The 20,837-nt window shown below is 64.0% G+C and carries 21 protein-coding genes and 1 tRNA gene; 6 read left to right on the top strand and 16 right to left on the bottom strand.

Annotation, left to right across the window (positions count from 1 at the left end; all coding sequences use genetic code 11):
- Positions 1-145 precede the first annotated feature (145 nt).
- The 7 genes from PO605_RS08450 to PO605_RS08480 form a co-directional block, all read right to left on the bottom strand.
- Positions 146-221 (bottom strand) — tRNA-Val (locus tag PO605_RS08450).
- 14 nt (positions 222-235) lie between these two features.
- The gene (locus PO605_RS08455; protein WP_012204727.1) at positions 236-508 is read right to left on the bottom strand and encodes an HU family DNA-binding protein; all 273 of its coding nucleotides are present in this window, start codon (positions 506-508) and stop codon (positions 236-238) included.
- A gap of 452 nt (positions 509-960) precedes the next feature.
- Positions 961-1,530 (bottom strand): CDP-diacylglycerol--glycerol-3-phosphate 3-phosphatidyltransferase, encoded by a 570-nt coding sequence (gene pgsA / locus PO605_RS08460; protein ID WP_026062576.1) that lies wholly within the window; start codon positions 1,528-1,530, stop codon positions 961-963.
- Positions 1,531-1,607: 77 nt separating this feature from the next.
- Entirely contained in the window at positions 1,608-3,560 is a 1,953-nt protein-coding gene (uvrC, locus tag PO605_RS08465; protein ID WP_016445352.1) for an excinuclease ABC subunit UvrC, read from the bottom strand.
- A gap of 50 nt (positions 3,561-3,610) precedes the next feature.
- Positions 3,611-4,597 carry a Bug family tripartite tricarboxylate transporter substrate binding protein gene (locus tag PO605_RS08470; protein ID WP_016453010.1) on the bottom strand — a complete coding sequence of 329 codons (987 nt, stop codon included), beginning with the start codon at positions 4,595-4,597 and terminating at the stop codon, positions 3,611-3,613.
- Positions 4,598-4,648: 51 nt separating this feature from the next.
- Positions 4,649-5,638, bottom strand: coding sequence for a hydroxymethylglutaryl-CoA lyase (locus tag PO605_RS08475; RefSeq protein WP_047468797.1), 990 nt, complete (start codon positions 5,636-5,638; stop codon positions 4,649-4,651).
- Positions 5,635-6,852 carry a CaiB/BaiF CoA transferase family protein gene (locus PO605_RS08480; RefSeq protein WP_047217675.1) on the bottom strand — a complete coding sequence of 406 codons (1,218 nt, stop codon included), beginning with the start codon at positions 6,850-6,852 and terminating at the stop codon, positions 5,635-5,637. Before PO605_RS08480 ends, PO605_RS08475 begins: the two co-directional genes overlap by 4 nt.
- 168 nt (positions 6,853-7,020) lie before the next feature.
- Between PO605_RS08480 and PO605_RS08485 the strand changes: the two genes are divergently transcribed.
- The 5 genes from PO605_RS08485 (at position 7,021) to PO605_RS08505 (ending at position 11,984) form a co-directional block, all read left to right on the top strand.
- On the top strand, positions 7,021-7,905 hold the full coding sequence (locus PO605_RS08485) for a LysR family transcriptional regulator (protein WP_017406152.1): 885 nt from the start codon (positions 7,021-7,023) through the stop codon (positions 7,903-7,905).
- A 5-nt stretch (positions 7,906-7,910) separates the two neighbouring features.
- Entirely contained in the window at positions 7,911-9,044 is a 1,134-nt protein-coding gene (earP, locus tag PO605_RS08490; RefSeq protein ID WP_047468799.1) for an elongation factor P maturation arginine rhamnosyltransferase EarP, read from the top strand.
- A 163-nt stretch (positions 9,045-9,207) separates the two neighbouring features.
- Positions 9,208-9,762, top strand: coding sequence for an elongation factor P (efp, locus tag PO605_RS08495; protein WP_016445346.1), 555 nt, complete (start codon positions 9,208-9,210; stop codon positions 9,760-9,762).
- Between the two features lie 153 nt (positions 9,763-9,915).
- The gene (locus tag PO605_RS08500; protein ID WP_017406154.1) at positions 9,916-10,515 is read left to right on the top strand and encodes a DUF2239 family protein; all 600 of its coding nucleotides are present in this window, start codon (positions 9,916-9,918) and stop codon (positions 10,513-10,515) included.
- 47 nt (positions 10,516-10,562) lie between these two features.
- Positions 10,563-11,984 carry an MATE family efflux transporter gene (locus PO605_RS08505; protein ID WP_046983666.1) on the top strand — a complete coding sequence of 474 codons (1,422 nt, stop codon included), beginning with the start codon at positions 10,563-10,565 and terminating at the stop codon, positions 11,982-11,984.
- 63 nt (positions 11,985-12,047) lie between these two features.
- On the opposite strand, the gene adhP is transcribed toward PO605_RS08505, so the two are convergent.
- Together adhP and rimO are read right to left on the bottom strand one after the other, a co-directional pair.
- Positions 12,048-13,076 carry an alcohol dehydrogenase AdhP gene (gene adhP / locus PO605_RS08510; RefSeq protein ID WP_016445343.1) on the bottom strand — a complete coding sequence of 343 codons (1,029 nt, stop codon included), beginning with the start codon at positions 13,074-13,076 and terminating at the stop codon, positions 12,048-12,050.
- A 149-nt stretch (positions 13,077-13,225) separates the two neighbouring features.
- The gene (gene rimO / locus PO605_RS08515; protein WP_272206276.1) at positions 13,226-14,620 is read right to left on the bottom strand and encodes a 30S ribosomal protein S12 methylthiotransferase RimO; all 1,395 of its coding nucleotides are present in this window, start codon (positions 14,618-14,620) and stop codon (positions 13,226-13,228) included.
- Between rimO and PO605_RS08520 the strand changes: the two genes are divergently transcribed.
- Entirely contained in the window at positions 14,619-16,265 is a 1,647-nt protein-coding gene (locus tag PO605_RS08520; protein ID WP_272206277.1) for a recombinase family protein, read from the top strand. The two genes, rimO and PO605_RS08520, sit on opposite strands and share 2 nt — an antisense overlap.
- 112 nt (positions 16,266-16,377) lie before the next feature.
- On the opposite strand, the gene PO605_RS08525 is transcribed toward PO605_RS08520, so the two are convergent.
- The 7 genes from PO605_RS08525 to PO605_RS08555 form a co-directional block, all read right to left on the bottom strand.
- Positions 16,378-17,079, bottom strand: coding sequence for a hypothetical protein (locus PO605_RS08525; RefSeq protein ID WP_272206278.1), 702 nt, complete (start codon positions 17,077-17,079; stop codon positions 16,378-16,380).
- Positions 17,080-17,667: 588 nt separating this feature from the next.
- Complete coding sequence (locus PO605_RS08530) at positions 17,668-18,414, bottom strand: hypothetical protein (RefSeq protein WP_272206279.1); 747 nt, start codon at positions 18,412-18,414, stop codon at positions 17,668-17,670.
- Between the two features lie 233 nt (positions 18,415-18,647).
- Positions 18,648-19,193 carry a DUF2514 family protein gene (locus tag PO605_RS08535; RefSeq protein ID WP_272206280.1) on the bottom strand — a complete coding sequence of 182 codons (546 nt, stop codon included), beginning with the start codon at positions 19,191-19,193 and terminating at the stop codon, positions 18,648-18,650.
- The gene (locus PO605_RS08540; protein ID WP_272206281.1) at positions 19,194-19,649 is read right to left on the bottom strand and encodes a D-Ala-D-Ala carboxypeptidase family metallohydrolase; all 456 of its coding nucleotides are present in this window, start codon (positions 19,647-19,649) and stop codon (positions 19,194-19,196) included. It abuts the gene before it with no gap.
- Positions 19,650-19,651: 2 nt separating this feature from the next.
- Positions 19,652-19,933 (bottom strand): hypothetical protein, encoded by a 282-nt coding sequence (locus PO605_RS08545; RefSeq protein ID WP_046989120.1) that lies wholly within the window; start codon positions 19,931-19,933, stop codon positions 19,652-19,654.
- A 1-nt stretch (position 19,934) separates the two neighbouring features.
- A complete protein-coding gene (locus PO605_RS08550) occupies positions 19,935-20,327 on the bottom strand; it encodes a hypothetical protein (RefSeq protein WP_180317500.1) in 393 nt (130 codons plus the stop codon).
- 59 nt (positions 20,328-20,386) lie between these two features.
- Complete coding sequence (locus PO605_RS08555) at positions 20,387-20,821, bottom strand: hypothetical protein (protein ID WP_272206282.1); 435 nt, start codon at positions 20,819-20,821, stop codon at positions 20,387-20,389.
- Between the last annotated feature and the right edge of the window lie 16 nt (positions 20,822-20,837).

The following is a 20,837-nucleotide window of genomic DNA, read 5'->3' on the forward strand; positions in this document are numbered from 1 at the left end:
GGGGCGCGAGTCTACGCCCAGGCAGGTTGGTAGACAACTATTCTCGGCTGGTAGACGCTCCCTTTGGCTACCATTCTGGCGGGTAAAACGAGCAAAGAAAAAGGCCCTAGATGTCTCTAGGGCCTTGATTTCATTCAGTTTTTGGTGGTGGGTGCTAACGGGGTCGAACCGCTGACCTACGCCTTGTAAGGGCGCCGCTCTACCAACTGAGCTAAGCACCCCACCTTGACTGGTGTCAGTTCAGGGCATCCTTCAATGCCTTGCCCGGACGGAACTTGGGAACCTTGGCGGCCTTGATCTTGATGGTCTCGCCGGTGCGGGGGTTGCGGCCCGTGCGGGCGGCGCGCTTGCCAACGGCGAATGTACCAAAACCAACGAGCGACACTGTACCACCCTTTTTGAGGGTTTTCTTCACAGCCTCAATCGTGGAATCCAGTGCGCGAGCAGCCGCAGCCTTGGAGATGTCGGCGTTGTTAGCGATGTGCTCAATCAGTTCGGTTTTATTCACAAGATGCCTCTGGAGAAATAAGTGAATGGAATGTCTCTGCGGCCACCAACTTGGCGCGACCAGAAACCCGGCGCGACGGATACGGAATCTGGCTTGCCGTTCGACGCTTGCCTCGGGGCAGGCATCGGTGAATTAAAGCCATCGACCTTCCAGGTGTCAATGCACGCTGTGCATCGCAACGACAGGGCACGATTCTATGCGGTTTTGGCGCCAGCTTTGGCTTTGCGGCCGGTTTTTTGCGCGCAGCGGGTGCTAGCGGCTTCACGAATTGACAAGGGTTGACAATGGACTTGCCCGCCGCAGGCCTTGCCAGTGCTGCAATGTGCCTCACCGCTTCGCATCCACGACGCCGCAGCCGCTGCCCTGCCTGATTCAAATGCTTCCAAAAATATAGCAACGCCAGACAGTTTGACGTGTCTGGCGCAGGATCCCGGGAACGGCCGGAAAGGCCCTCAGTGCGTGACCCGTGCGCGGATCTCGGGCAGGGCTTTTTGCAGGTAGTACACCATGGACCAGACGGTGAGCACCGCCGCCACCCAGATCAGCACCTGGCCCCAGACGCCGGTGTCGATCATGCCGAACACCCGGCCGTCGTACAGCAGGAAGGGGATGGCCACCATCTGCGCCGTGGTCTTGAGCTTGCCCAGCATGTGCACGGCCACGCTCTTGCCCGCGCCCAGGTGGGCCATCCATTCGCGCAGGGCCGAGATGGCGATCTCGCGGCCGATGATGATCAGGGCCACGAACACATCGGTGCGCTGCAGATGCACCAGCACCAGCAGCGAGGCGCAGACCAGGAACTTGTCGGCCACGGGATCGAGGAAGGCGCCGAAGGCCGATGTCTGGTTGAGCTTGCGCGCCAGGTAGCCGTCCAGCCAGTCGGTGGCCGCGAAGACGATGAACATGACCGTGGCGACCAGGTTGCGGGTCGCCACGTCGAAAGGCGCATAGAACACCCCGACGATCAGCGGAATCGCGACGATCCGCGTACAGGTCATCAAGGTGGGGATTGTGAGAAACATGGCCGCCATTGTGTCACGTACCTTGGTGTTTGAGGTTCTGTTTGCGGGCCTGCGGTGCAGCCCGCGGGACAGTCGTTTCAATGCAATGCACGGTAGATATCTTCAGCCAGCGCGGCCGAGATGCCGTCCACGCTGCACAGGTCTTCCACCGTGGCTTCCGACACGCCGCGCACGCCGCCGAAGCGCTGCAGCAGGCGCGCGCGCTTCTTGGGGCCCACGCCCGGAATCTCCTCGAGCTTGCCGCCGCCCACGCGCACCTTGGCGCGCGCCGCGCGCATGCCGGTGATGGCGAAGCGGTGGGCCTCGTCGCGGATCTGGGCCACCAGCATCAGCGCGGCCGAGTCGTAGCCCAGGTAGATCTTCTCGCGCCCGTCGGCAAAGACCAGTTCTTCCAGGCCGACCTTGCGCCCCTCGCCCTTTTCCACGCCCACGATGCGCGAGACATCGAGCCCCAGCTGCTCGAAGACTTCGCGCGCCATGCTGACCTGGCCCTTGCCACCGTCGACCAGCACCAGGTCCGGCAGTTGCGGCTGCTTGCCGGTGAGCTCGGCACCGCCCGCCTCTCTTTGCGCCTCGGCCACGCGGCTGTAGCGGCGCGTCAGCACCTGGCGCATGGCGGCATAGTCGTCGCCGCCCGTGATGCCTTCGATGTTGAAGCGCCGGTATTCGCTGCTTTGCATCTTGTGGTGATGGAAGACCACGCAGGAGGCCTGCGTGGCTTCGCCCGCCGTGTGCGAGATGTCGAAGCATTCGATGGTGAGTTCGTCCAGGTTCTCGCAGGCCAGGTCCAGCGCCTCGACCAGGGCGCGCGTGCGCGCCTGCTGCGAGCCTTCTTCAGCCAGCAGGCGGGCCATCTGGATGTCGGCGTTCTTTTGCGCCATCTCCAGCCAGATGCGCCGCTGCTCGCGCGGCTGCTGCACGGCGGTGATGCGCACGCCGCTTTGCTCGCTCAGCAGCGCCAGCAGTTTCTTGTCCACCGGGTGGCTGACGATGAGCACGGGCGGCACGGCCACGCCGGTGTAGTGCTGGGCGATGAAGGCCTCGAGCACGATCTCCTCGACCGGGCGCGCGGACTCGGCAAGACTGGCCTCTTCCTCGCCGGCGTAGACCGAGGCGGCATCGCCCAGGTTGGCGGGAAAGTACGGCCGGTCGCCCAGGTGGCGGCCGCCGCGCACCATGGCCAGGTTCACGCAGGCGCGGCCGCCCTGCACCTTCACGGCGAGGATGTCCACGTCGCGGTCGTCGGCGGTTTCTATGACCTGCTGGTGCAGCACGCGCGACAGTGCCGTCATCTGGTTGCGCACCTCGGCGGCCTGCTCGTATTCCATGCGCCCGGCGTGCTCCATCATGCGGGCCTCCAGCTGGCGCAGCAGTTCCTGGGTCTCGCCGCGCAGCATGGCCTCGGCATTGCGCACATCCAGCGCATAGGCTTCGGGCGAGATCAGGTCCACGCAGGGGCCGGAGCAGCGCTTGATCTGATAGAGCAGGCAGGGCCGCGAGCGATTGGCGAAGACCGTGTCCTCGCAGGTGCGCAGCCTGAAGACCTTTTGCAGCAGCTGGATGCTTTCCTTGACGGCCCAGGCATTGGGATAGGGGCCGAAGTAGCGGTGGCGCTTGTCCACGGCGCCGCGGTAGTAGGCCATGCGGGCGAAGAGCTGGTGGGCCGGCTCGCCATCCCGGCCGTCGCGCGCGGCGACGCCGGTGATCTTCAGATAGGGATAGCTCTTGTCGTCCCTGAACAGGATGTTGTACTTGGGTTGCTGCGTCTTGATCAGATTGTTTTCGAGCAGCAGGGCCTCGGCCTCGGAGCGCACCACCGTGGTCTCCATGCGGGCGATCTTGCCCACCATGTGACCTATGCGCGTGCCGCCATGGTTCTTGGTGAAGTAGCTGGAGACGCGGCGCTTGAGGTTGATGGCCTTGCCCACGTACAGCAGCGTGCCTGCCGCGTCGAAATAGCGGTAGACGCCGGGCAGACCCGGCAGCGCTGCCACCTGGGCCAGCAGTTCATCGGAATGGGGTTCGGACATGCGCCTATTGTGGCCGCTGCCCGGGCCCGCCGCAGCGGGCCTGCGGGTTCTTACTCGGCCTCGATCTTCGAGGACTTGACCACCTGGGCCCAGTTGGCCCAGTCGGTCTTGACCATGGCGCCGAGCTGCTGCGGGTTCATGTAGTCGGCCGTGGCGCCCTGCTCCTGCGCCTTTTGCTTGAAGGCCGGGTTCTCCACCACCTTCTTGAGGTCGGCCGTGAGCTTGTCGATCACAGGCCTGGGCGTGGCGGCGGGCGCGAACACGGCAAACCAGGAGGTGGCGTTGACGCCTGCGTAGCCGGCCTCGGCCGTGGTGGGCGCATCAGGCAGGCTGGGCAGGCGCTGCGTGCCGGTGACGGCCAGCACGCGCAGCTTGCCGCTTTGCACATGGGGCATGAAGGGCGGCGCCGTGCCGAAGGTCAGGTCCACCTGGCCACCCAGCAGGTCCTGGAGCGCGGGGCCCGTGCCCTTGTAGGGGACGTGGACCATCTTGATGCCGGCCTGCTGCTCCAGCATGGCGCCGGTCACGTGCTGCAGCGATCCGTTGCCGGAAGAGGCGTAGTTCAGCTTGCCCGGGTTGGCCTTGGCATAGGCCACGAGTTCGGCCAGCGTCTTCACGGGCAGCTCGGACCGCACCACGATGATCTGCGGCGCCGACAGCACATTGGCCACGGGCTGGAAGTCGCCCTGCTCCCAGGTGCGGGTCTTGGTCAGGTGGGGCGAGATCACGTGGTAGCCCGAGTACTGCATGAGCAGGGTGTAGCCATCGGCCTCGGCACGCTTGACCAGGCTGGCCGCGATGGAGCCGTTGCCGCCGCCCTTGTTGTCCACCACCACCGACTGGCCGATCACCGGCGCCAGCGCCTGGGCCGCCATGCGCGCGGCCAGGTCGGTGGTGCCGCCGGCTGCGGCCGGCACGATCATGGTGATGGTCTTGGCGGGGTAGCCGCCCTGGGCCAGCGCGGCCGTGCCGCCCAGGCCCAGTCCTGCGATGGCCATGGCCACGGCTGCGATCTGTCTGCGTTGAATCTTCTTCATCTTTGTCTCCTTGGTTTGCTCGGTTCTTGTGAATGAGAATGCGCGGCGGGTTCAGCCCTTGGCCAAAGCCCGTTCGCGGATGGCTGCGAACTCGGGCGGCGGCTGGTGCAGGTCCAGCCGCGCGCCGGCCTTGGCGATCTGGCTGGCCGTGTCATGGCCGATCAGCGCGGGCAGGCTGCGCGCGGCCGCGACGATCTGCGCCAGGTCCACGCCGGTGTCGTAGCCCATGAGCTGCAGCGCGTGGACGATGTCCTCGGTGCAGGCATTGCCCGATGCGCCGGGCGCATAGGGGCAGCCGCCCAGGCCGCCGATGGAGGCATCGAAGCGGTCGCCGCCCGCCTCGATGGAGGCCAGCACATTGGCCAGCGCCATGCCGCGCGTGTTGTGGAAATGCAGGGTCATGCCCAGCTGGGGCCAGCGCTGCCGGAAGGCGGCCACCATGGCGTGCACCTGGGTCGGGAAGGCCATGCCCGTGGTGTCGCACAGCGTGATGCCCTGCACGCCCAGATCGGCAAAGCGCTGCACCCAGCCGAAGACTTCCTGCTGCGGCACATCGCCCTCCATGGGGCAGCCAAAGCAGCATGACAGCGAGACATTGACGGGCACGCCCGCCTGCTGCGCCGTGGCCACGACCTGGGCCAGCGCCGCGAACGACTGGCTGCGCTGCATGCGCAGGTTGCACAGGTTGTGGGTCTCGCTGACCGACATGACCAAGTTGAGTTCGTCCGTGCGCGCCTCGATGGCGCGCTCGGCGCCCCGCGCATTGGGCACCAGGGCGGTGTAGACGGTGCCGGGGCGGCGTTCGATCTCGCGCATGACGATTTCGCCGTCGCGCAGCGCGGGAATGGCGGTGGGCGAGACAAAGGCCGTGACCTCGATCTTGGACAGGCCGGCCTGCGACAGCGCATTGACCAGGGCGATCTTGTCCTCGGTGGGGACAAAGGCCTGCTCCATCTGCAGCCCGTCGCGCGTGCCGACCTCGTTGAAGAAGACGCGGCGGCCCGCGCCCTGCCAGACATCCGTGGTGTGGACGGCGTTCATTGGATCACTCCCTTGCTGCGCAGCAGCGCAATCTGTTCGGCCGTGAGGCCGGCCTCGGCCAGCACCGCGTCGGTGTCGTCGCCCACATGGGGGGCGCTGGTGCGCACCGTGCCCGGCGTGAGCGAGAGCTTGGGCACGATGCCCGGCACCTCGATGTCGTCGCCGTCGCGCGTGTGCTGGCTGAGGATCATGTCGCGGGCGCGGTAGTGCGGGTCCTCGGCAATGTCCTTGGCGGTGTAGACCTTGCCGGCCGGCACGCGTGCGGCGGCCAGCTGGTCCATCACGGCCTGCACGCTCTGCGTGCGCGTCCAGCCGCCGATGACGGCATCGATCTCGGCAATGCGCGCCACGCGGCCCGCGTTGTCGGCCAGTTGCGGATCGTCGGCCAGGTCCTGGCGGCCGATGGTGGCCATCAGGCGCTTGAAGATGGAGTCGCCATTGCCGGCCACCAGCACCCAGCCGTCCTGGCAGGGATAGGCGTTGGACGGCGCGATGCCCGGCAGCGCGCTGCCTGCGGCCTCGCGCACGGCGCCGAAGGCGCTGTATTCGGGCAGCAGGCTTTCCATGACGTTGAACACGGCCTCATGCAGCGCCACGTCGATGACCTGGCCGGCACCGCCGTTCACCTTGCGGTGGTACAGGGCCATCATCACGCCGATCACGCCATGCAGCGCGGCCAGCGTGTCGCCAATCGAGACGCCCACGCGCACCGGCACGCGGCCTGGCTCGGCCGTCAGGTGGCGCAGGCCGCCCATGGCCTCGCCGATCACGCCAAAGCCCGGCAGGTCGCGGTAGGGGCCGGTCTGGCCGTAGCCCGAGATGCGCAGGATGACCAGCCCGGGGTTGAGCGCATGGAGCTCTTCGGGCGACATGCCCCAGCCCTCCAGCGTGCCGGGACGGAAGTTCTCCACCAGCACATCGGCCTCGGCGATCAGGCGCCGCGCGATGTCCTGGCCCTCCTGCTGGCGCAGGTCCAGCGCCACCGAACGCTTGTTGCGCGACTGCACCTGCCACCAGACCGAGGTGCCGTTCTTGATCAGGCGCCAGTTGCGCAGCGGATCGCCCGCGCCCGGCGCCTCGATCTTGACCACGTCGGCGCCGAATTCGCCCAGCGTCTTGCCGCAGAACGGCCCGGCGATCAATTGCCCCATCTCGACCACGCGCACGCCGCTGAGCGCGCCGGGTGTGGGGGCCTGCCTTGTCTGTTGTGTCATGGGTTAGCGCTTCCTCTTTGTCTCCTGCGGCCGGCCTCCGATGGCATTGCCGCGGCGCCGATCTTGCCGCCGTCCGCGCCGGCCGCAAAACGCTCAAGCGCGACGCTGCCATCGCAAACCGGCATGGCAGAACCCGGTCGGGCGGGGCCGGGCGATAATCGCCACCCCATGAAACTCGACCCGATTTCGCTGCGCCTGTTCGTGGCCGTGATGGAGGAAAGCGCCATCGCCCGCGCCGCCGCACGTGAACACATCGCCCCCTCGGCCGCCAGCCGGCGGCTGGCCGAGCTGGAGAGCCAGCTGCAGGTGGAGCTGTTCACCCGCAGCAACCGCGGCAGCGTACCCACGGCCGCCGCCTATGCACTGCTGAACATGGCGCGCGGCGTGCTCAATGACCTGGACGGCATCGGCGAGCAGATGCGCGAGTACGGCAGCGGCCTGCGCGGCCATGTGCGCGTGATGGCCAACATCTCGGCCATCACGCAGTTCCTGCCCTCCCAGCTGCAGCGCTTCCTGGACCAGCATCCGCATGTGGACGTGCGCCTGCAGGAGCGCGTGAGCAGCGACATCGCACGCGCCGTGGCCGACAACGAGGCCGACATCGGCATCCTCAACCAGGGCAGCTACGGCGAGAAGATCCGCCTGCGCCCGTACCGGCGCGATCGCCTCATCGTCATCGTCCCCCAGGGCCATGCGCTGGCTCGCCGGCGCTCGCTGCGGCTGGCCCAGGTGCTGGACCATGACTTGGTGGGCATGCACGCCGGCAGCGCGCTCAACCACCAGATCACGCGCGCCGCGGCCGACCTGGGCCTGCAGCCCCGGCTGCGCATGAAGGTCACGGGCTATGACGCGCTGTGCCTGATGGTGGCCTCGGGCCTGGGCGTCGGCATCCTGCCCGAAGGCAGTGCCCGCCTGTACCTGGGCGCCCTGCCGCTGCGCTGCATTGCGCTGGACGAGCCCTGGGCCGAGCGCCAGCTGATGTTGTGCGTACGCTCGCAGGAGGCCCTGCCGCCCGTGGCCCAGTTGCTGGTCGAACACCTGTGCGAACCCTGATTCCGATGCTTGCCTTCAACCCCATCCCCCCGGCCCCTCTGCCAGAGCAGGCCGCTGCACGGACCTGGGACATCTTCTGCCAGGTCATAGACAACTTCGGCGACATCGGCGTGTGCTGGCGCGCGGCGGCCGACCTGGCCTCACGCGGCCAGCGCGTGCGGCTGTGGATGGACGACGCCAGCGCCCTGACCTGGATGGCGCCCCGGCCGCACCCGGCCGGACTCAGCGTGCACGGCTGGCCCACGCAGGCGCAGGACATTCCGCAGGCCGTGGGTGATGTGGTCATCGAGGCCTTCGGCTGCGAGATTCCGCCGCCCTTTCTGGCGGCCATCGCGCGCCGCGCGCCGCTGTGGATCAACCTGGAGTACCTGTCGGCAGAGGACTATGTGGAGCGCTGCCACCGCCTGCCCTCGCCGCTGATGTCGGGGCCGGCTGCGGGGTTGACGCGCTGGTTCTTCTACCCGGGCTTCACGGCCGCCACGGGCGGCCTGCTGCGCGAGCCGGACCTGGCCGCGCGCCAGGCGACTTTTGCTTCCGAGGGCCGGCAGGCCTGGCGCACACGCCACGGCATAGGCACCGGTGATTGCGCCATCTCGCTGTTCTGCTACGAGCCCCCTGCCCTGCCGCACTGGCTGTGCCAGCTGCATGCTGCGCCGCCCGCACCACAGGCCACGCATCTGCTGGTGACGCCCGGGCGCGCGGCAGCCGCGGTGCAGCAGGCCATGGCCGGCGTGACCGCCGTAGACCAAGGTGCGGTGACCCGGCATGCGCTGCAGCCCTGCCCCCAGCCGCAGTTCGACGAAATGCTCTGGGCCTGCGACCTGAACCTGGTGCGCGGCGAGGATTCGCTGGTACGCGCGCTGTGGGCCGGCCAGCCGCTGGTCTGGCACATCTATCCCCAGCACGACGACGCCCATCACGACAAGCTAGACGCCTTCCTGGACTGGCTGCAGGCGCCGGCCAGCCTGCGCGCCTTCCACCATGCCTGGAACGGCATGGCACCGGCAAGCACCCTGCCCGCAATCACGCCTGCGCTGCTGCGGCAATGGCAGGACTGCGCACTGGCCGCGCGCGCGCGGCTGCTGCAACAGACCCCATTGATTGAGCAGCTGCAAGCTTTCGTGACCGAAAAAAGCTAGAATGCACGTTTTGCCTCCCTGGAGGCGCCGTTGCGGGCGACCGCCAGCCGGCCGCCATCGACCAACCAGGGTTGCACCCGCCGCGGAACTGCGGCAGGCGCACCGTCCCAGCGACTTCGCTTGCCTGCCCTGTTGAGCGGCTTCAACCTCAGCCAAGCAAGCTATGAAAATCGCTCAAGAAATCCGCGCCGGCAACGTGATCATGCACGGCAAGGACCCGATGATCGTCCTGAAGACCGAATACGCTCGCGGTGGCCGCGGCGCCGCCACCGTGCGCATGAAGCTCAAGGCCCTGCTGTCGAACATGGGCACCGAAGTCGTGTTCAAGGCCGACGACAAGATCGACAACGTGATCCTGGACAAGAAGGAGTGCACCTACTCCTACTTCGCCGATCCGATGTACGTCTGGATGGATGCCGAATACAACCAGTACGAAGTGGAAGCCGCCAACATGGGCGACGCCATCAACTACCTGGAAGACGGCATGCAGGCCGAAGTCGTGTTCTACGACGGCAAGGCCATCTCCTGCGAACTGCCCACGTCCGTGGAACGCGAAATCACCTGGACCGAACCCGCCGTCAAGGGCGACACATCGGGCAAGGTGCTCAAGCCCGCCAAGATCGCCACCGGCTTTGAAGTGCCCGTGCCCCTGTTCGTGAGCCAGGGCGACAAGATCGAAATCGACACCCGCACGGGCGAGTACCGCAAGCGCGTCTAAACAACGCTTGCAGTTCCCTCTGCGAAGCCCCTGGCAGTCTCTGCCAGGGGCTTTTTCTTTGGGCGCGCGGCATCCATGCAGATATTTACCCGGGTTTAATTGACTTGCAGATTTTACCCGGCTAATATCCAGCACATGACTACCGACTCTTGCATGGCGGGCGCCGAGCCCGCACCCAGCTACACCATCTTCCAGGGCCATGGCCGCCTGCTGCAGGGGGACAGGCCTGCCGTCCTGCAGTTCCTGCAAAGCCATGAACAGCAGCCGCAAGGCAGCGGATCGGCGCCGCCGCTGTGGGTTTTCGACGACCACAGCGGCATGCGGCTGGACCTGGACTGGCGCAGCGAACTGGCCGCATCGCCCGCACCCGGACAAGCCGCCGCACCGCGCAGCGTGGGCCGCCCCAAGCTGGGCGTGGTGGCACGCGAAGTCACATTGCTGCCACGGCACTGGGAATGGCTGAACCGCCAGCCCGGCGGCGCCTCCGGCGCACTGCGCAGACTGGTGGACGAGGCGCGTGGCAAGCATGCCGCACAGGATGCCGTGCGCGCCGCCACCGAGGCCGCCTACCGATTCATGAGCGAGATGGCGGGCGACCTGCCCCATTTCGAGGACGCCAGCCGCGCCCTCTTTGCGCACCAGGCCGACGCCTTTGCAAGGCACACCGCCACCTGGCCCGAGGATGTGCGAAGCTATCTGCAGCAACTGAGCAGCGCTGCCTGGTCCTCGCCGCCATCGCCAGCGCAGGACTGAAGCCCCCGCCTTCCATTGCATTTTCTCGTCGCATTAACAGACACAACATGACGAAACCTAACGAACCTCTGCCCCAGGCTGCTGCGCCTGCCGCATCCAGCCCCGCCGGGCCGCCCATCGCCCACGGCACCCAGCCGCTGTGGCGCACCTTCCTGGTGTTCCTGGGCCCCATGGTCCTGGCCAATATCCTGCAGTCGCTGTCGGGCACCATCAACAGCGTCTTCATCGGCCAGATGCTGGGCGTGCAGGCCCTGGCGGCCGTCGCGGCCTTTTTTCCGGTGATGTTTCTCTTCATCGCCTTCGTGATCGGCCTGGGCGCAGGCTCCTCGGTGCTGATAGGCCAGGCCTACGGTGCGCGCATGCACGACAAGCTGCGCGCCATCGCAGGCACGGCCATGTGCATAGGGCTGCTGTTCGGCGCCGTCGTGGCCCTGTTCGGCGGACTGTTCACCGAGCCGCTGATGCGTCTGCTGGGCACGCCGCCCGACATCATGGAGCAGGCCACGCTGTATTCGCGCATCGTGCTGCTGGGCATGCCGGGGCTGTTCGTGTTCCTGCTGGCCACCTCGCTGCTGCGCGGCGTGGGCGACACGGTCTCGCCCATGCTGGCCCTGCTGATCTCCACCGGCACGGGCCTGGTCTGCACGCCGGCGCTGATCGCGGGCTGGGGCGGCCTGCCGCGCCTGGGCGTGGCCAGCGCGGGCGTGTCCATGATCCTGGGCTTCACCCTGGCGCTGGCCTGGCTGGGCTGGCGGCTGCGCCGCATAGCCAGCCCGCTGGCGCCCAATGCCGCGCTGTGGAAGGCCATGCGCATTGACCGGACCCTGCTCAAGAGCATCCTGCGCGTGGGCATTCCCACGGGCGTGCAGATGATCGCCTCGTCCATGGCCGGGCTGGTCGTCGTGTCGCTGGTCAACGGCTTCGGCTCCAGCGCCACGGCAGCCTATGGTGCGGTCAACCAGATCAACTCGTTTGCGCAGTTCCCGGTCATTTCGGTGGCCATCACGGCCTCCATCCTCGGCGCCCAGGCCATCGGCGCTGGCCGCAGCGAGCGCCTGGGCGCCATCACGGCCACGGCCATACGCATGAACCTGGTGCTGGGTGCCGCCCTGGCCCTGATCGGCAGCCTGTTCGCGCGGCCGCTGCTGGGCATGTTCATCACCGACGAGCAGGTGCTGGTGCTGGCCATCGAGCTGCTGTACATCGTGCTGTGGAGCGGCCTGCTGCTGGGCTGCTTCATTGCCCTGTCGTCCATCATGCGTGCCAGCGGCGATGTGGTCATTCCCACGGCCATCACCATCACGGTGCTCGCCGTGCTGGAGCTGCCCATGGCATGGTGGCTGAGCCGCAGCTTCGGGCTGATGGGAATCTGGATGGCCTTTCCGCTGTCCTACACCCTGACGCTGTGCCTGCAGACCGCCTACTACAAGCTGGTGTGGAAGAAGCGCCCGATCCGCCGCATGGTGTAAGGCGTGCGCCATGCAAAACAGGCTTCCCGAGGGAAGCCTGTTTTTTTGGGGGTGGGCAAAGCGTCAGGCGTTCAGGTCCAGCACCACGCGCCCTTCGATCTTGCCTTCATGCATGCGCGCGAAGATGTCGTTGATGTTCTCCAGCCGGTCGGTGGACACGGTGGCCTTGACCTTGCCCATGGCCGCGAAATCCAGCGACTCCTGCAGGTCCAGCCGCGTGCCCACGATGGAGCCGCGCACCGTCACGCCGCTGAGCACCATGTTGAAGATGGGCAGCGGGAAGCTGCCGGGCGGCAGGCCGTTGAGCGATACCGTGCCGCCGCGCCGCACCATGCCCAGCGCCTGCTCGAAGGCCTTGGGCGAGACCGCCGTCACCAAGGCGCCGTGCGCGCCGCCGATCTCTTTTTTCAGATAGGCCGCAGGGTCCGTGGTCATGGCATTGACCGTGACCTGTGCGCCCAGGCGCCGGGCCAGCGCCAGCTTGTCGTCATCCACATCCACCGCCGCCACGTTCAGGCCCATGGCCTTGGCATATTGCACGGCCATGTGGCCCAGGCCGCCAATGCCCGAGATCACCACCCAGTTGCCGGGCCTGGTGTCCGTGACCTTCAGGCCCTTGTAGACCGTGACGCCCGCGCACAGCACGGGCGCGATCTCGATCAGGTCCACGCTGCCGGGCAGCAGGCCCACGAAATTGGCATCGGCCAGCGCGTACTGCGCAAAGCCGCCGTTGACGGAGTAGCCGGTGTTCTTTTGCTGCTCGCACAGCGTCTCCCAGCCGCCCAGGCAATGCTCGCAATGGCCGCAGGCCGTGTACAGCCACGGAATGCCCACGCGGTCGCCCTCCTTCACGTGAGTGACGCCCGCGCCCACGGCGGCCACGTAGCCCACGCCTTCGTGGCCTGGGATGAAAGGCGGATTGGGCTTGACGGGCCAGTCGCCCTGCGCCGCGTGCAAATCGGTATGGCAGACGCCGCAGGCCTCGATCTTCACCAGCACATGGCCGGGATCGGGCCTGGGCACCGGGACTTCCTCGATGGTGAGCGGCTTGCCAAACTCCCGCACCACGGCGGCCTTCATGGTCCTGTTCATTCGCGCCATCCTTTCTTTGCGTCAAAGTAGGTACAGCATTTCAGCGAAGCGACCTGAACGCCTTGATCAAAATCAGGCCTTGGACCATCAAGGAAAAAAAAGCGGGCAAGGAAAACCTTGCCCGCTTTTCAGGGATGCGAATGCAGGCCTTACACGGGCTGGCCCACCAGGTCGTGGCCCTGCGTGCCCACGATGCGCGCCTTGACGAAGTCACCCACCTTGTAGGTCTTGCTGGCCTTCTCGGGCGGCAGCAGGTGCACCAGGCCGTCGATCTCGGGGGCATCGGCATAGCTGCGGCCCACGCCACCCTTCTTGCCCAGGCCCACGGACTTGTCCACCAGCACCTGCATGGTCTGGCCGACGCGCTTTTGCAGGCGTGCCGTGGAAACCTCCTCGGCCACGGCCATGAAACGCGCGCGGCGCTCCTCGCGCACTTCCAGGGGCAGCATGCCGGGAATCTCGTTGGCGGCAGCGCCTTCGACCGGGCTGTAGGCAAAGCAGCCCGCGCGGTCGATCTGCGCCTCGCGCAGGAACTGCAGCAGGTGCTCGAACTCCTGCTCCGTCTCGCCGGGGAAGCCGGCGATGAAGGTGGAGCGGATCACCAGATCCGGGCAGATCTCGCGCCAGCGCTGCAGGCGCTCCAGGTTCTTTTCACCGTTGGCGGGGCGCTTCATGCGCTTCAAGACATCAGGATGGCTGTGCTGGAAGGGCACGTCCAGATAGGGAAGCACGCGGCCCGTGGCCATGAACGGAATGATCTCGTCCACGCTGGGGTACGGGTAGACATAGTGCAGGCGCACCCAGGCGCCATAGGGCTCGGCGATCTCGGCCAGCGTCTGCACCAGTTCGAGCATGCGTGTCTTCACCGGCTTGCCGTCCCAGAAGCCCGTGCGGTACTTCACGTCCACGCCATAGGCCGAGGTGTCCTGGCTGATCACCAGCAGCTCCTTGACGCCGCCCTCGAACAGCGCGCGCGCCTCCTTGAGCACATCGCCCACCGGACGCGAAACCAGATCGCCGCGCATGGAAGGGATGATGCAGAAGGTGCAGCGGTGGTTACAGCCCTCGGAAATCTTCAGGTAGGCGTAGTGCCTGGGCGTGAGCTTGATGCCCGCCTCGCCAAAGGCGCCCGGCACCAGGTCGATGAAGGGATCGTGCGGCTTGGGCAGATGGGTGTGGACGGCATTCATCACCTCCTGCGTGGCATGCGGACCGGTCACGGCCAGCACGCTGGGGTGCACTTCCTGGATCAGGTTGCCGCCGTCCTTGCCCGCCTTGGCGCCCAGGCAGCCCGTGACGATGACCTTGCCGTTCTCGGCCAGCGCCTCGCCAATGGTGTCCAGGCTCTCGCGCACGGCGTCATCGATGAAGCCGCAGGTGTTGACGATCACCAGGTCAGCGCCCTCGAAGGTCTTGGAGGTCTGGTAGCCCTCGGCGCTGAGCTGGGTAAGGATGAGTTCGGAGTCCGTGAGTGCCTTGGGGCACCCAAGCGATACCATACCTATACGCGGCAGGCGGTCCACTTTCACAGCGGGTTCATTCATGGGAAAAACTTCTCTTAAAGGTCTTGTCTATAGCTACCTGCGGTTCTCCGACCCGAAGCAATCGACGGGCAGCAGTACAGACAGACAACTGGCATACGCGGAAAAATGGGCCTCTGAGCACGGCCTGCAGCTCGACAGCAGCCTGACCCTGCGCGACGAGGGCCTGAGTGCCTACCACCAGCAGCACATCAAAAGTGGTGCGCTCGGGGTGTTCCTGCGGGCCGTGGAGGACGGGCGTGTACCGCATGGATCTGTGCTGATCGTGGAGGGGCTGGACCGCCTCTCTCGCGCCGAACCCATCCAGGCCCAGGCGCAACTGGCCCAGATTGTAAATGCGGGCATCACCGTGGTCACGGCGAGCGACGGAAAGGCCTACAGCCGCGCCCGGCTCAAAGAAAACCCCATGGATCTTGTCTACAGCCTGCTCGTGATGATCCGCGCGCACGAGGAAAGCGACACGAAGAGCAAGCGGGTGAAGGCCAGCATCAGGCGCCTGTGCGAGGGATGGCAGAACGGCACGTACAGAGGGCATGTGCGCCAGGGACATGACCCGGAATGGGTCAAGGAGGTGGAGGGGGGGTGGGAGATCGACGCCGGCCGTGCGGCCGCAGTACGCCGGGCTGTGCAGCTGTATGTCCAGGGACACGGCGGCAAAGGCATCGTCCAGCGCCTTGACGCCGAAGGCCTGCAGCTCTACACCACGTCTGCCGAAAACAGGACACACCAGATCTACCGCCTGCTCAAAATGCCGCAGCTCGCAGGCATCAAGCCCATCTCCATTGATGGCGAGGAGTACCAGCTGCGTGACTACTACCCTGCTCTATTGAGTGCAGACGAGTGGACGGAACTGCAGCGCGTGGCAGCGCAGAGCGGCCGCCGGCGTGTGAAGGGGGATTTACCGCATGTCATCACTGGACTGGGCATCACGATCTGCGGATACTGCGGCCGCCCGATGTCTGGCCAGCACCTCGCCACCAAGAATCGACTGCCAGATGGGCGCCTGCGCGACGGAAACCGGCGCCTGCTCTGCGCCTCGGCAGCCGCCTATGGTGGCGGCTGCCCTGTGTCGGGCAGCACAAGCGCGGCGCCAGTGGAGCGGGCCATCATGTCTTACTGCAGCGACATCGTTAACCTACAGGCCCTGTACGGGGCAGACCGCAGCCAGGCCCCGCGCGCCCAGGTGGTAGCAGCACGCCAGGAGGTGGACCAGATCAGCGCCCAGCTCGACAAGCTCACCGACGCGATGCTGGCCAGCGCGGAAGAGGGAACGCCGGCAGTTTTCGCACGGCGCGCTCGCCAGCTGGAGGTCGATCTGGCAGCGGCTCAGGCCAAGCTGCAGGCGGCCGAATTGGATTTGGCAGGCGCGGCGCGCACAGACATCTCTGGAGCCGATGCTGCCTGGCGTGCGCTGGCGGCCGGCGTGGAGGCACAAGAGATCGAGCCCAGACTGCAGGCCCGCCAGCTTGTTGCTGACACTTTTGAGCGCATCGTGGTGTACGCCCGAGGCGTCAACCCCGATCCGAATGCCTCAGAGCGCGACTACAAGATTGACCTAGTGCTGATCGCACGCGGCGGCGTAGCTCGGATGCTCAGCGTGGATCGACAAGGCACTCTGATTAACGCAGAACAAAGCTCTTTAAACTAGCGAAAACCCAGAAAATAAAGTACCACAAAGCCTTATTGAAACGCTTAACTCATCAGCCTAGAAACGCGAGCAAAACAAAAACCTATTATCAAGATATCAAAGGGCAGACACCTTAATTTGATTGCGCTCGCGCACGTAAAAGAGAATGCACAACAAGCAGGGAGGCCGGATGCATCTCATCAAATGAAATGGGAGTGTCGTGATATAGACCGGCACAAGCCACAACGTCCTCAGGCCGAAACCGGCGTAGTGCTTTAGCTTGTAATCTTTGAATAGCAATACTTGGAAGATATTCTGGATATCTACTTTTCACGTACTCAGACAAACTATCCAAAATATTATTCATCCAGCTTACATCATTCTCACGACCAACGGGCCAAGTCGTATGTTCAGCTATCGGAATACCAAAATCAGAAAACAACGCCAACACAAAAGTGGCGCAAGTCAACCCACTTCCGTCGTTCGAAGATATAAAACAGCCAGAACTATCAAAGTTTCCATCAGGCCTAAACAAAATACTATAGGGTATTGGATGATCAGGCTCCTTCATGCAAACCAGCTTAGCCCAATCTACAAATAATTCCTGCTGCTCTATATCCAATCCCGGTAAGACTACCCAATGATATTCTTCATCCCATCTCTGATGAAGAAAGTAATTATGCCACCCCAAGTGAATAAGGCCAAACCCGTTATCATCACGCTTGTAGATTATAGCAACGTGCCTCTGCTTGGGATTTTCTTTCTGAGTAGTGATTCCAATTGCAAGAGCATGTGAAGCACCAGCCGCCAGCAAAGAATCGGGCGAATTAAGCAATTTTTCTTCTACTCCGAAATTTTTGGCAAACCGACAAATGTCGTCTTTGGCGACTTTCCAGATGCAGCTACGGCACGCCAAGCCTTGGCATACGACTCACTCCAAGCAGGCAGCATCTTATTGACTCGAAAAGTAGAACGTATCATCCCACTAAGTGTTCTACTACTCACCCTAGAGTAGTCCACCTCGACCAAGACCATATTTGCCAAATCCAAGGAATTCTTCTTAAGATTTCCCTCAAGAGTCCGCATCATTTCCCTTGCCGCTTGCCGATGCGCACCAGCCCTCTCAAGATCATATACATCCTGAAGACTAGACTTAACAGCTTTCTTTGCAATTGAATGATCCGTCGCGGCCCGACCATTTAGAAGGAGACCAACAGCCTGAGCTCTATCAAAAACTGATACCGGAGACTCCACGACAAAAACAGCACAAGGCTGGGCAGAAAAGCCTCCGAGCATAATAGACACATTATGCATTGTCTGAGACGTTTCAATCCTAGCAGTCGGAGGCCTTAGAAAACCGCAACCCTCATCGCTGGGTTTCGTAGACGAACGACGGAATACAATTCCGGGCGCAGCCCTCTGATCACTCAAAGACTGAAGCATAAGCCCCCCTTGAAAAAATCGAAGACTGCTCTACCACCATCTCATCCAACAAGGCAAGAAACTGCTCATAACCAATTATCGAACCTCGATCAGCACGAGAGCTTATATCAGTAAATAAACCAGAGTAATGTTCACTAAGCATTGGTGTGGGCGCACCATCGATCATCATCCCTATTTCTACTTTTAGAGCGGAAGCAGTAACTACTCTATTTATTTTCTCATTTGGCACCGAACTAGACGAAATTGGCCGATTATATACAAATTGAACATCCTCCAATTCATCAGGCGCCGATATAGTCACGCCCGCCAGCTCAGTTGCCTTCCTTGCCGCCCGTGCTCTATCCTCCACTTTCCACAAAGCATTGGTAGCCAAAGCAAACCGATTCACCTCAAAATTAGCACCTTGAATCCAGTTTTTAACGAGCAGAACAAATTCTGCGAATTTATCGAATGGCCTTTCAACAAAAACCATTTGAGCAGTCTGTGGAATTTGCGCACCAACAATAATATCCAGCCTATTTAAAGAAACTCTAAACTGCACCCTTTGAGCATTCCAGTTACCAATGCAAGCATGCTCACCCGCGTTAGGCTTTGACTCTACAGAATCTGGTAGAACGCTAAAAATCCCAGCGAAAGCAACATCAACAGGTCCTTCCCACGGGCGGAGGAGGAAAAGGGTTATGCGGAAATGATCGACTAGCCAGAGGTCGATAGAGTTGCTGGACACATTGCTTCCTAAGTTAAACTATGCTAGACGCATGCACTAGGCGCGTGCGTGCATGAGCAGAGTATATATAGTGTTTCAAGCATGTAGCTAGCGCTAGGTCGCCCAGGATCACCGACTCTTCACGGGGCTGGCCACCACACACTAGCTAACATCCGTGCCAGTGCGTAAGCCTGACGGCATCAACCTCACGACTCATTCCTGATCACGAAGTCCACGACGGCAGACGGGATCGCTCACGGCCCTTGCCCTAGCGCTGCGTCCGTCATAAGGGCGAGGCCTGCATCGTAGGACCACTCACAGACGGTGCCACGGGCGCGGGCGTCGTCAGCAATGCTCGCCAGCTCTCCCGCTCGCTCATCAGCGCGGCGCTGCAGCTCGGCAAGCAGATCAAGGGCGCCGGTGTCTGGCGTGCACTGTCCGGCAGCGGCGCGAGCCTGGGCGGCGGCACGATGGGCGGTGATGTAGTCGGCGAGGTCGCCGCGCAGCCGGCCAGCAGCAGCGCGGGCAGCGTCAGCGTCAGCAGCAGCGCGAGCCTGTGCCTGGCCAGATTCGCGGGCGATTGTGTCGAGGTTTTCACGGTAGGTGCCTTCCAGTTTTCGATATCGCTGGGATGTTTCGGCGGCCGCTGCAGCTGCGTCCGCGCGCTCGGTCGCCAGGTCAGCGCGGGCCTTGTCGGCGGCGCGCAAAGCGAGCAGATGGCCAACGCTCTGCCAAAGCAGCAGCACGGCCAGCACCAGGGCCAGGAGCTGCCAGACGCGGGATTTGAGGAGGGCCAGCATCTAGACCTCCTGGATGCCCACCAGAGTGTTTTTGCCGCTGACGGTGATCACGCGGTTGACGGGCTTGTCCGGCGTGCGCGTGGACAAGTGCACCCAGCGCTTGCCGCCCACGGACTCATAGATGATTTGCCCGATGCCCAGGGCTGCGACAAGCGGCGCCAGGACCTTGGCGACGGCATACGGCGTGCCGTAGCTGGGTGCCACGATGTCGGCGGCCGCGCCTATGGCGTGGTCGCTGCTGGTGACGCCACCCACGGCGGCATTGACAGCGCGCGATCGATAGCCGCTGGTGACGATGACTGGCACGCCCAGGTGCGCGCGCACGCGCTCCAGCATCGCGGCCGTAAGCGCCAGGCGCTGCAGGGCCTCGGGCGTTGGCGTGTTGTCCAGCCCCTGGCGCCGGGCTGTGCTGCTGGCGGTCATTTCGGCCAGCGTGAAATGGGGGGTCAATTGCATGTCTATCCCTCTTTGAATCGGGTACGAACGATGAGCACGACGAAGCCCGCGAACATGCACAGTTCGCGGGCCGTGGGTGCTGGGAAATCGAAGATGGGCGCGACGAGCGCGCCGGCGCCGGCGGCAGCTAGCAGGCACCAGGCCAGGGCCTTGAGCCAGGCAAGCAGGCGCTGATTGCGGGTGAGCCCTGGCAGGCACGGCCGCGTGCGCTCCAGCTTGTTGAGGGCTTCGGCCAGGACAACCAGGCCGAAGATCCAGAGCAGGAAAAAGCCAAGGTGTCGCATGTCAGCTCTCCCCGGCCTGCGGCCAATACTTGCGCATGAGGGCAAGCAGCACGCGCTGTGCGCCGGCGCCGACCAAAAAGGCCATGGACAGCATCAGCGATGCGGGCACGTTTGCGATGAGCAGCGCCAGGGGCGTGAGATAACCCGCAGTGATCGAGGAGGCCCAGGCCACGGCCAAGCGCCGCACGGAAGTGCGCAGCAGCTCGCGCCAGGTGTCCGCAGTGCCCGGCACGGTGTTGAGCAAGATGATGCTCACCAGGGCGCCGAAGAAGCCGGCCAGCAGCAGATCGACGTGCAGACCCAGCGGCACGCCAAACGCGGTGAGTGCAGACGTCGAGACTGCGGCTCCGGCGACAGTAGCGAGCCCGGCTGCAGTGGTTGTGGGTTCGGGCATCAAGGTCCTTCGGGCATGAAAAAACCGCCCGAAGGCGGTTTGTTGTGAGATGTCATCTATCAGGGCAGCTCGTGCGGCTGGATCGGCGCGTCGAGGATCGCACCAGGATCGATTGCATGCCCTGCGGCCTGCAGGATGGCCAGGCCTGCCGGCAGATCAGCGTTGTCCAGGTCGATGTACTTGCGCACGCTCGCGTCCTGGATCACCGCCTTGCATTGATCACTTCCATCGGCCAGGATCTGCCATTTCCCTGGGCCGAACCTGTCGAAGAATGCTCCAACGCTGATGTGACGCACGGGCGTAGGCTGCGGCCCTGGGTCGGGCACAACAGGCGCGGCGAAAGCCTGGCCATCCCATGACCAGCCAATGCCGACACCTTCTGGCGCAGGTTCTACGCGGTCCCACTGCGCGCGGACCGAGTCCGCAAAATCTGCGTCAGCAACGATGACTTGCTCGACACAGCCGCTTTTGATGAGTGCGTAGTTTTTGATCATTCGTACCACCAGATCC

The organism is Delftia sp. DT-2 (assembly GCF_028401915.1).
Taxonomy (GTDB): Bacteria; Pseudomonadota; Gammaproteobacteria; order Burkholderiales; family Burkholderiaceae_C; genus Comamonas; species Comamonas tsuruhatensis.